This is a genomic window from Acidobacteriota bacterium (assembly GCA_040752915.1).
Classification (GTDB): Bacteria; Acidobacteriota; UBA4820; order UBA4820; family DSQY01; genus JBFLVU01.
The window spans coordinates 9,829-20,985 of record JBFMHB010000052.1 but is presented as its reverse complement, the minus strand read 5'-3'; the positions used below and the strand labels follow the sequence as shown (position 1 = coordinate 20,985).

Sequence of the window (11,157 nt, the reverse complement as noted above, 5' to 3'; positions counted from 1 at the left end):
GTCCCGCTCGTGGCCCGTGTACTGGTGCGTGTTGCCGGCGGAGTTCGTGGCGGGGCGGATCTCCACCCCGTACGGCTCGTAGTCCTTCCGGTCCACCACCTGGCACGACGCGTCCGTCACGATCCGCCTTCGGAGCAAGTTCCTGGAGGGGGATTCTTCTTGCCCGAGGCTTCCCGTGGCAGGCGCCGCCTGAGGCCCGTCCGTCTCCATGAGGCTCCCCTCTCCGGAGACTCTATCCTCCGCCCACGCGGCAGGCAAGGGCCCTTCGGGGTTTCCTTCCACATTCTCCATGACCATTCCGAAATGGCCCAACCAATCGGCGGCTGTCCCTAGTTTTCGAAGGAGGCGGCGAGGCGGAGGCGGAAGCCTTCGAGGAGGGCGGCGCGCAGGGCTTGGCGGGTGAGGCCGGGGAGGAAGTCCTTGAGGCCGGCGAAGGCGGCGCGGTAGGGGGCGGGGTCGGCGCCGGGGCGGCCGGTGGCGCCGAGGAGGAGGGCGTAGTCCACGCTCAGGGGCACGGCGCCGTGCTGGAGGAAGGCGCGTCGGCCGCGGCGCTGGGCGCTTCCGACGACCTTGCGGCCCTCCACGAGGACCTCGTCGGCGGTGGGTACCTGGAAGCACGGCGCGGTGGAGGTGGGCGCGGCGCGGGCTTGGCGGCGGCTGAGGAGGGCGGGGAGGCCGAGACTCCGGAGGCCCTCCACGAGGGCCGCGGCAATGGCGGAATAGGTGCCGCCCAGGTCGAGGCCGCGGAAGGGCCCTTGGTCGAGGGGGGCGGCGACGGCGTAGGTGACCTCGTCGTCGTGGAGGACGGCGAGGCCCCCCGTGGGCCGCCGCACGATGTGGATGGCGTTTCGTTGACAGAACTGCGCGTCGGCGGCGAGGGCAGGGTCCTGGTGGTAGCCGAGGGAGAGGCACGGCGGCGACCAGCCGTAGAGCCGGAGGACGGGGCGGGTCTCTCGGCCCTCCTCGGCGTCGCGGAAGAGGGCCTCGTCGAGGGCCATGTTCGTGGCCCCGTCGCGGGGGAATTCGTCGAGCAGGAGCTTCCAGGGGGTCATGGGGCGGCGACCTGCTCCTCGAGAAGACGCTTGAGGCCCCGCTCCTCGGCGGAGGAGAGGCGGTCCCCTCCCCGGTTCTCGAAAACGTAGACGGGCAGTCCGAGGTTGACCCGGAAGTAGCCCTCGTCCTTCAGGCTCTCGCAAAGGTACTCGACGGCGAGGACGACGGCCTGGAGGCGGCGGGTGGCCGCCTCGCGCTGGACCCTCTCCAGGCGGCGCTTGAGGCCGTAGGGGAGGGAGCAGGTGTGGTAAAGGAAGGTGAGGTCCATGGAGGGGCTCATGGGGTTGTTCTCCAGGCCCCACTCGTCGTAGACGGCCACGGCCCGCATGGATTCGAGGGTCTCGTAGAAGGATTCCCGGTACGGGGGGAGGCCCACGATGCCCACGCGCGTCCAGCGCTCGCGGCCCTCGTCCCGGTAGTCCAGGATGCCCCGCTCGATGCGTCGTTTGAGGCCTTCGAGGTCGCCCCGGGGATCCATGGCCTGGGCCAGCATGGAGACGTAGGCCCGTGAGGAGAAGGCCGCCGTGCGCATCTGGAGCCCGTCGTACCGCCTCAGCACCGTGCGAACCTCGTGGAGGCGCTGGACCACCGCCTCCAGGACGGCGGGGTCCACGCCGAGGCGCCTCCTCAGGGCCTCGAGGGCCTGAGAGAGGCGCTGGTCGTTCCGGAAGAGCGGGAAGGCGAAGGGCACGGACTCGACCCCCTGCTCGGCGGCCATCTCGATGGCCTTGAGGACCTCCTTGGGAACGCCCGGCTGGGGGTAGTAGACGGCCTCGATGCGGAGGTCGAAGATCAGGCCGTAGAGGCACCGCGCGTAGGCGGAGTAATTCTCGGGGAACCCCGCGAGGCGGGCGGTCTCCAGCAGGGCGGACCGGTCCGGGGCGGTGAAGAAGGCGCTCCACAGGTTGACCGCCTCGTGGGCGGAGGCCACGAAGGGTTCCATGGGAACGGGGGGAACGACTCCGATTCGCAAACGCTTCCCCTTCACCGCCGCCCGCGCGGCGCGTCCTCTTCGCAGGGTCCGGGAGAGGCGGCGGATTCGCTCACGCCTTCCGGCCCGTCTCCCCCTCGGCCTCTTCTTCGTGGACCGCCACCTCGAACTGAAGCCTCCCGTGGGGGAGCAGTTCGAGGGCCACCGCGTCCGCGCGGCGGAAGGCCCGGACCACCGAGGCGCCATGCCATTCGGGGGTCAGGGCGAGCTGGGCCAGGGGCTCGGAGATCCGCCGCCTCAGGACCCGGCCCAGGTTGCGGGCCCCGTACTCGAAGGAATAGCCCTCCTGGGCGAGGAGGGCCCTCGCCTCCGGCTCCAGGACCAGTTCCTTGCCCTGGTGGCCCAGCCGATCCTTGAGGTCGCGCAGTTGCAGATCCACGATGCGCCCGAGGGAATCGGCGGTGAGGCTGCGGAAGAGGACCACCTCGTCCACGCGGTTGAGGAATTCGGGCGAGAACTGGGCCCGGACCTCCTTGAGGACCTCCTCCTCGGGCACGTGGCTGCGCGCCTCGGCGTATCCCACGCGGGCCTTGGAGAAGAGGTGCGTTCCCACGTTGGAGGTCATGATGATGGTGGCGTGGTGGAAGCGGACGGTGCGGCCTTTCCCGTCGGTGAGGCGGCCGGCGTCGAAGATCTGGAGGAAAAGGTTGAGGACCTGCGGATCGGCCTTTTCCACCTCGTCGAAGAGAATGACGCAGTAGGGGTTCTTCCTCACCTGGTCGGTGAGCTGGTTCTGGTCGTAGTAGCCCACGTAGCCCGGCGCCGTCCCGATGAGGCGGGAGGTGCTGATGCGCTCCATGTACTCGCTCATGTCGATGCGGATCAGTTTCTCCTCGTCGCCGAAGAGGAGCTTGGCGATGGAGCGCGCCAGCTCGGTCTTGCCCACGCCCGTGGGCCCCACGAAGAGGAAGACCCCGTCGGGGCGGTGGTCGTTGAGGTCGAGGCCGAGCTTGGCCGTTCGGATGAGACGGCTGACCTTCCGGATGGCCTCCTCCTGGTCCACGACCTCCCCGGAGAGGATCTCCTCCATGCGGGCCAGGTGGTCGCGGTCCAGCAGGGAGAGGCGCTCGTAGGCCACGCCGGACATCTCCGAGAGGGTCTCGATGACGTCCCGACGGGAGACCTCCGAGGTGGGCCGCTCTCCCCGCGCGGCGCTGAGGGCCACCCGGGCGGCCACGCGGTCCATGAGGTCCAGGACGCTTTCGGGGAGGGCCCTGCGGGTGATGGAGAGGCGCACCATCTCCAGGCTGTTCTCCACGAGGCCCTCGGGGAACCGCGCGCCATGGAACTCCTCGTAGAGCGGCAGGCGCGTCTTCACGACCTCCTTCACCTGCTCCAGGCTCAGTTCCTCCACCCTGAGGAGGTGGAAGAGCTTGAGGAAGGAGGGGTCCTTCTCGAGGATGTTGGCGTAGGACTCCTCGTCCGTGATGCCGATGACCTGGATGTCCCCCGAGAGAAGGGCCGGTTTGATGAGGCTCGCCGAGTCGAGGGAGGCCCCGCGCGTGGCGCCCGTGGCCACGAGGTGGTGGAGGTTCTCCACGAGGAGGAGGTGCCCCCGCTCCCGCACCTTCCGCACCACTTCCAGGACGCGCTCCTCGAACTGCCCTCGGAAGCGCGCGCCCGAGATGAGCGCGCCGAGGTTGAGGGCGCTCACCGTTCGCCCGGCCAGGGCCGAGGGGACGTTCCGCTCGCAGAGGCGCAGGGCCAGCTCCTCCACGAGGGCCGTCTTGCCCACCCCCGCCTCGCCCACGAGGAGGGCGTTGTGCTTGTCCCGGCAGGAGAGGATCTCCAGGAGCTGACCCAGGGCCGCCTCCCTTCCCACGAGGGGGACGCGGGGGCGAGCCCGGACCTTCTGGGTCAGGTTCACGAGGATATCCTCGGAAAGCGCCTCCGCTTTCTCGCCTTCGGGGGCGGGCTTGGTCTCGAGCCGCTCCTGGGTCTGGCGCTTCTTCTCCTGGGCCCCCGCGTTGTGGGGGTTGAGGAGGAGGGCCTTGTCGTAGGCGCGCTGGGCCCGGCTCAGGTCGCCCTTGGCCGAGTAGACGTCGCCCAGGGCCACGTACCCCTCGTCGCTCACGGGATAGCGCTCCAGGAGCCGGTTCAGGGCCCCCGCGGCGTGGCCGTGGCGGAGGCCCGCGAGATAGTCGGAGGCCACCTCGTGGTAGAGCACCGGGGCGTCGGGCCGAACCGCCAGGGCCAGCTCCCACTCCGTGGCCGCCCTCAGGTAGTCCCCCCGCACCGAGAGGCCCCGGGCGGCGAGGGCGTGGTTGAGGGCCGAGACCATGATGAAGGCCTCTCGGTTTTCGTTCTCGATGAGCCGGTAGAGCCTCAGCGCCTTCTCGTAGGCGCCGGCGCGGAAGAAGAAGTCGCCCAGGTCCATCAGGAGGGCGGGGTGGAACAGCAGGGTGTAGCCCTCGCCGCCGAAGGCCCGGAAGAAGATGCCGTCGGAGGTGGCCATCCGGCAGACGTAGGAGCGCTCTTCCCCGAAGTAATAGAAGGGATGCAGGGGAACGGGCGGATGGTTTTCGGAAAGCAGGTAGAGGCCCGGCCGGATTTGATTGGAGAGGGCCCGGACCTTGCCCGCGGTGGAGGGCGGCCCGCCCAGGACCTCCACGGCGGGCCCCTCCACCACCTTCGGGGAGGGCCGGAGGACGGCCACGGTGCCCGTCCAGTTGTTGGCGAGGAAGGTCAGGGCGTCCTGGAGAACCCTCACCGCTTCAGGGCCCGATCGCTCGCCCGGCGGAAGACCCGCGAGGCGCCCCACCTCCTCCAAAATTTGCAGGTACTTCCGGAGGTAGAGGGGAAGGACGTCCTTCGTCACGTACTGAACCGGGAAGACCTGCCCGAAGAAGTCCCGGTTGGTGGAGAAGAGGAGACCCTGGAAACGGGCGTGGGCCGAAAGGGAGGGGTCCGAAAGGACCTCGGCGGCGGCCTCGTGGACGGGCCGGCTGAAGTTGTTCCGGCGGGACAGGAGCGCGAGGCCCGCGAGGGACACCGCGTGGAGGGCTTCGGTCACGGCGGAGACGGCGGCCTCCGCAGGATCCTCCGCCTCCCGCCCGGCGGGGGGCGGGAGGAGGGCGGGACCGAACACCTCCAGGAGGCGCTCCAGGAGCGCCTGCAGGGACTCCTTCACGCCTCCACCTCCACGCTCACGTCCGGCGAGCGGACCACGAAGACCTTGAGGTTGTTGTCCAGGGGATCGGCGGGGAAGAGGAAGAAGCCGCTCCGTCCCTCGGCCATGTGGAGGACCCGGCCGCGCATCACTTCCCCGTCGGGAAAGGAAACCCGGACGGGCCGCCCGGCTTTGGGAGACTCCTCCGAGTACTCGGCCTGGGACTTGTATCCCGGATTGCCCTCCAGGTCCCGGACAAAGAAGATGGCCTTCACGTCGCTGAGGGGGACGTTCTCCACCCGCCCGTCCACCGTGACCACCTGGAAGCGCGAGTAGGCCGCCGAAAAGTGCGTGTAGATCTTGCACTTCTTCATGGAGCCGTCGCGCATTCTCAGCACCAGGTTCTGGGGCATGATCCGCTCCCTAAAGCGCTCCCTAAAGGGCGTTCAGGACCTCTTCGAGGGTGCAGTATCCCGCCAGGGCCTTGAGGACCCCGTCCACCTTGAGGGAGATGAGCCCTTCCCGGACGGCCCGCTGGCGGACCTCTCCGACGGAGGCCTTGCCCACGAGCATCTTGTTCAACTCCTCGCTGGGGAGGTACAGCTCGTAGATGGCCACCACCCCCTGGTAGCCGGTGCCCTTGCAAGCGTCGCATCCCCTGGCCTTGAAAAACCTCGCGTTGGGGGGAAGCTTGAGACCGACCTCCTTCTGGATGGCCTCGTCCGAATCGTAGGACTCCCGGCAGGAGGGGCACAGCCGCTGAAGGAGCCTCTGGTTCAGGACGGCCGCCGTGGAGGCCGCCATGAGAAAGGGCTGGACGCCCATGTCCACGATGTTCTGGATGGCGTTCACCGTGTCGTTGGCGGTCATGCGCGCGAAGACGCGCCGGCGCGCGAAGGCGCCCGAAATGGTGGCCCGCGCCTCCTGCTCGTTGAGGATGTCCCCGATGTAGGCCACGTCCGGCTCCTGCTGGAACAGGGAGAGGATGGCCTCGGCGAAGGTGAACTCGCTCCGGTCCTCGGGCTTGCCCTGGATCATGCCCGGCAGTTCGTACTTGATGACCGGGTCGAAGCCCATGGCGAGCATGTTGGGCTTCAGGACCTCGAGGATGGAGCCGTAGATCGTGGTCCGCTTGCCCGATCCGGGGGGGCCCGTCACGAGGTAGAGCCCCGCCGTGCGGGAGAGAGCCTTCCGGTACGAGGTCAGCACCGCGGGGCTCATTCCCAACTGGTCGAGCCGCAGGGTGGCGCTCTGCTTGTACTGGACCTTCACGGTGATGCACTCCCCGTAGAGGGTGGGAAGGGCGTAGACATACAGCTCGATGCGCCGTTCCCCCGCCATCATCTTGAAAAAGCCGGACTGGGGGATGCGGCTCTTGGTGATGTCCATGCCGGACAGGACCTTGATCCGGTTCAGGACGTTGCCCTTCATCCGGTCGGGCACCTCCTTCACCGTGGTCATGGCCCCGTCCACCCGGACCCGGACGATGAGCCCCTCGGGCTGGGGCTCGAAATGGATGTCCGTGGCCCCGGACCCGACGGCCTCCGCCAGGGCGTTGTCCACTTCCTGGACGACGCCCTTGTCCTCCACCGCCGAGCGGACCTGCTTGGCGTCCACGTCCGGCGTCCTTCGAGCCGCCTCGAACTGAACCTTGTCCACCATTTCCCACCTCTGCGTCTCAATCTAACATCCTGAAACGCAAGCGGCAATAGGCCCGGGGGCGAAGTGGCCGCGGCGGAGGAAGCGGACTGCGGCGGCGGGCCGTCGCGGCGGGCGGAGGGCCCGGCCCCGCTTCTCCTCTCCCCGACCCTCTTCCCGGACTCGGGACCCCCTTGACGACCGCGTTAGAATAGACGAAGAGAACCGTGTCCGGCGGGTTCGACCCCTCGCTCGATCCCGCCTTCGCCAATCGCCCTGAGCTTCTTGCCGGGCGATGCGTGAAGAGAGCCCGGGGCCAGAAGCGTTTTGGACCCATACGGGGAGGCTGCCATGTCATCCGTTCCCGAGTCTCTTGTCCGCGACCAGCTCCAGACCCGCCGCCGGTGGCTCAGCCGGGCCGTCGAAACGGGCGCGGAGGACCCGGAGATCCACCGCCTCCTGTCCGCCGTGGACGCCGCCCTGGGCCGCCTGGACCGAGGCACCTTCGGCCTCTGCAAGTCCTGCGGCGATCCCATCGAACAGGACCGCCTGGCGGCGGACCCCCTCCTCGAGTTCTGCCTCGACCACCTCTCCCTCGAGGAGCAGCGGGCCCTGGAGGCGGACATGGACCTGGCCTCGCGGGTCCAGGCCGAACTCCTCCCCCGACGAAGTCTCTCCTCGGCCGGGTGGCGCGCCGGCCACGTCTACGAGCCGGCGGGACCCGTCAGCGGGGACTACTGCGACGTCCTGACCCTACCCGACGGGCGGTTCTTCTTCGCCGTGGGCGACGCCTCGGGGAAGGGCGTTTCCGCGTCCCTGCTCATGGCCCAGCTTCACGCGCTCCTCAGGGCCCTCCTTCCCCTCGGACTCCGGCCGGAAGAGACCGCGGCCCGGGCCAGCCACGTCCTCTGCGAGAGCACGCTCCCGTCCCACTACGCCACGCTGGCCTGCGGATGGGCTTCGCCGGAAGGGGATGTGGTCCTGGTCAACGCGGGCCACGTCCCCCCCCTCTGCGTGGGAAAGGAGGAGGTCCGGTGGATCGGCGCCTCGGGTCTCCCCCTGGGCCTATTCTGCGACCAGAGTTTCAGGGCCGTTGAGGTGACGCTCCGGCCTGGGGAGCTCCTGGTCCTCTGCACCGACGGGCTCACGGAGACCCGGAACCCATCGGGCGAGGAGTTCGGCCGGGCCCGACTCGAAGAGGCCGCGCGGGCGCTCGAGGGTTCTCCGCCCGAAGAGGCGGCCGCCGGGCTCGCGGCGGCGGCGGCGGCCTTCCGGGCCGGGGGGCGCCGCGCCGACGACCTCACCGTCCTCGTGATCCAGCGCACGGCGTGAGGGGCAAGGGGAGACCTTCAATGGACGGCGCTCCTTCGCCGCTCGCTTCAATGGACTCCCCGCACCGGAGCGCCCCTTGCTCGCGAGGGGTCGGCTTTTCGGCCGATGCGAGCATCGGCCGCTACACAGGCCCCCGTCTCCGTCTCCGGGACTAGGGTGTGGGCTCCTGCCCCACGGCTTTCGCGTTCGCCTGTGTTTCTAAATCCCACATCCCACGTTCGACCTTTGATATGTTCCCGTTTTGCCTTCCGCCTTCCGCCTTCCGCCTTCCGCCTTTCCCTGTGCTATTCTTGCCCCACGACCCCGCCGCCAGGTGGGGCCTTTTTCGCGGCCTTTCCGGGCCGGGGGGGGGTTCACATGTCGCACGGAAACGCGCCGAAGGAGATTCAAGGGCTTCCCGACAACGCCCGGCGCCCCCTCAAGGAGGGGGAACGATACGTGCCCGTGGTGCCGGACGAGACGGGCGTCCCCGAAGTCACGGTACGCTCCGTCGTCATGGGCCTCCTCTTCTGCGCCGTCTTCTCCATGGCGGCGGCTTACCTGGCCCTCAAGGTCGGACAGGGCATCGAGGCGGCCATCCCCATCTCCATTCTGGCCATCGGCATCGGCGCCTTCTTCAGCCGCAAGAGCTCCCTGCTGGAGAACGTCATCGTCCAGTCCATCGGGGCCAACTCCTCCCACGTCGTGGCGGGGGCCGTCTTCACCATTCCCGCCCTGTACATGCTCGCCGCCACGCCGGGTTCGGGCGTGCCCCAGCCCTCCATCTGGCAGGTGATCCTCGTCTCCTTCCTGGGCGGGTGCCTGGGGATTCTTTTCCTGATCCCCCTCCGATACCACTTCATGGTGGAAATGCACGGGCAGTTCCCCTGGCCCGAGGGAACCGCCACCACGGAGATCCTCGTTTCGGGCCAGCGGGTGGGCGGGCAGGCCAAGATCCTCGCCCTCGCGGCCGGCGTCGGCGCGCTCTACGACGGGCTCGTGGCGACCCTCCACGCCATGGCCGAGACCGTCTCGCTGAAGGTGGTGGGCGTGGGGCGGGTCCTCAGCGACCACTTCATGACCTTCCGGATGCTCAACAACGCCGCCATCGTCGGCATCGGATACATCATCGGCATCAAGTACGCCGCCGTCATCGCCGCGGGGTCGTTCCTCTCCTATTTCGTGCTGGTGCCCATGGTCCACGCCATCGGCTCCCAGATGACGGCGGTCCTTCCCCCCGGGGACATCCTCATCTCCGCCATGAACCCCGACCAGGTCTTCAAGTACTACGTGCGGATCATCGGCGTGGGCGGGATCGCCGGGGCGGGGATTCTGGGGGTGCTGACCTCCATGCCCTCCATGGTCCGCTCCATCGGCGCGAACCTGAAGGGGATGCGGAGCCGAGACACGCGCGAGGCGGCGGCGGTGCCGAGGACGGACCGAACCCTCTCGGGAGGCGTCATGCTGGGCGGGCTCGCCGCCTTCGTGGTGGTGGCCTTCCTCTTCTTCTCCCTCGGGTTGGGGCTCGAAAACGGCTGGGTCCCCGCCCTCGTGGGAACCGCCCTGGTGACGGGGATCGCCTTCCTCTTCGCCCCCGTGGCGGCCCGCGCCATCGCCATCATCGGCACGAACCCCGTCTCGGGCATGACCATGCTGACCCTCATCATCACGGGGGTCGTCATGCTCAAACTCGGGCTAGGGGGCGGCCAGGGGATGTTCGTGACCATGATGGTGGGCGGGGTCGTCTGCACGGCCCTCGCCGCCTCCGGCGCCCTCTCGTCGGACCTGAAGGTGGGCCACTGGCTCGGCGCGACGCCGGCCCGCCAGCTCGCTCTCAAGTTCCTCGGGACGGCCGTCGCGGCCACCTTCTGCGGCGTGGCCATGTGGGTCATGTCCCAGACCGACCCCTCCCAAGGCTTCGGAACCAACGCGATCCCCGCTCCCCAGGCCTCGGCCATGAAGGAGATCCTCGTGGGCATCTTCGGCGCGGGCTCGGGCTCCCTGCGCTGGTACCTCTTCGCCCTCGGGGTGATCTTCTCCCTCATCCTCCGCATGGTGAACGTCCCCGCGCTGGCCTTCGCCCTGGGCATGTACCTCCCCATCGAGCTGAACACGCCCATCCTCCTGGGGGGGATTCTGAGCTGGATCGTCTCGCGCCCGCGCACGGGCGAGGGCGAGGCGGACGTCAAGCCGCGCCACGACCGGGGCATCCTCATTGCCTCGGGGCTCATGGCGGGAGGCGCCATCATGGGGGTCGTGGACGCCGTGATCAACGCGGTGATCAAGACCTCCACCGGGACTCTCGACGCCAAGGCCGCCGTGCACGTCCTGCACGCCGAAGCCTTCGAGGGGGCGCCCGGCGAGTGGCTCGCCATCCTGGGAGTGATCGCCCTTTGCTCCTTCCTGGTCGTGTACGCGAGGCGCGCGAAGGCCTGAGGGCGGAGCCGGAAAGGGGTCCGTCGAAGGCAGGCGGCGCGAAAAACGAGGCGGGGGCCTTCGCTCGAAGGCCCCCGCTCTGTTCTTCTCCGGCGGTGCCGGTCACTCCCGGAGAAACCGGCGCACCTTCTCCTGGTTCTCCGGGGCCATGACGACCTCCGCCACGTCCTGGCCCACGGATTGGGCGAGCATCTGGCGGCGCGCGCCCTCGGGGACGAAGGTCATCCCGCCGGCGAGGATCACCACCGCCATGTATTGCTCCAGCTCGCGTCCCGAGGCGAGGCCGATCCGGGCGGCGTGCTCGTCCAGGGCCTGCCGGTCGTTGGCGTCCATGGCCCGCCGGATGTCCGGCCAGTCTCCCGAGGCGTCGAAAAAGTCCCGCATCTTGGCCGCGTCAAGCCGTCCGCGCACGCCCGGCGCGCCGCCCTCCTCCCGGAGCCGGCCCATGGTTTCGGTCCCCTTCTTCTTGGCGAAGAGGATGCCCTTGTAGGCGAGGAATCCGGCGACCCCGGCCACGGCCAGGACCAGCAGGAGCAGGACCGCGCATCCGCACGCGAACCACTTCCAGATCCCGCTCTTCTTCTTTACGGGCGCCGCCGTAGGCGGTGTTTGGGGCGCG

At 69.0% G+C, this 11,157-nt stretch carries 9 protein-coding genes; 2 read left to right on the top strand and 7 right to left on the bottom strand.

Features of this window, described 5'->3' with window-relative positions; genetic code table 11:
• The 6 genes from AB1824_10055 to AB1824_10030 form a co-directional block, all read right to left on the bottom strand.
• Window positions 1-210 (bottom strand): hypothetical protein (locus tag AB1824_10055; GenBank protein ID MEW5765308.1); only part of this gene is annotated, 210 nt, incomplete at its 3' end.
• A 119-nt stretch (window positions 211-329) separates the two neighbouring features.
• A complete protein-coding gene (locus AB1824_10050; protein ID MEW5765307.1) occupies window positions 330-1,052 on the bottom strand; it encodes a lipoate--protein ligase family protein in 723 nt (240 codons plus the stop codon).
• Window positions 1,049-2,026: a 2-hydroxyacyl-CoA dehydratase gene (locus AB1824_10045; protein ID MEW5765306.1), complete on the bottom strand. Its 978-nt coding sequence runs from the start codon at window positions 2,024-2,026 to the stop codon at window positions 1,049-1,051. The genes AB1824_10050 and AB1824_10045 overlap by 4 nt, the downstream gene beginning before the upstream one ends.
• A 70-nt stretch (window positions 2,027-2,096) precedes the next feature.
• The gene (locus tag AB1824_10040) at window positions 2,097-5,174 is read right to left on the bottom strand and encodes an AAA family ATPase (protein MEW5765305.1); all 3,078 of its coding nucleotides are present in this window, start codon (window positions 5,172-5,174) and stop codon (window positions 2,097-2,099) included.
• Entirely contained in the window at window positions 5,171-5,566 is a 396-nt protein-coding gene (locus tag AB1824_10035) for a hypothetical protein (protein ID MEW5765304.1), read from the bottom strand. Before AB1824_10035 ends, AB1824_10040 begins: the two co-directional genes overlap by 4 nt.
• A 22-nt stretch (window positions 5,567-5,588) precedes the next feature.
• Complete coding sequence (locus AB1824_10030; protein ID MEW5765303.1) at window positions 5,589-6,815, bottom strand: ATPase, T2SS/T4P/T4SS family; 1,227 nt, start codon at window positions 6,813-6,815, stop codon at window positions 5,589-5,591.
• A 327-nt stretch (window positions 6,816-7,142) separates the two neighbouring features.
• Here AB1824_10030 and AB1824_10025 point away from each other — a divergent pair, with 327 nt between their 5' ends.
• Both AB1824_10025 and AB1824_10020 read left to right on the top strand, forming a co-directional pair.
• A complete protein-coding gene (locus AB1824_10025) occupies window positions 7,143-8,123 on the top strand; it encodes a SpoIIE family protein phosphatase (protein MEW5765302.1) in 981 nt (326 codons plus the stop codon).
• A gap of 357 nt (window positions 8,124-8,480) precedes the next feature.
• The gene (locus tag AB1824_10020) at window positions 8,481-10,538 is read left to right on the top strand and encodes an oligopeptide transporter, OPT family (protein MEW5765301.1); all 2,058 of its coding nucleotides are present in this window, start codon (window positions 8,481-8,483) and stop codon (window positions 10,536-10,538) included.
• A gap of 102 nt (window positions 10,539-10,640) precedes the next feature.
• On the opposite strand, the gene AB1824_10015 is transcribed toward AB1824_10020, so the two are convergent.
• Window positions 10,641-11,157, bottom strand: a 517-nt coding sequence (locus tag AB1824_10015; GenBank protein MEW5765300.1) for a hypothetical protein, incomplete at its 5' end; no start/stop codon positions are given.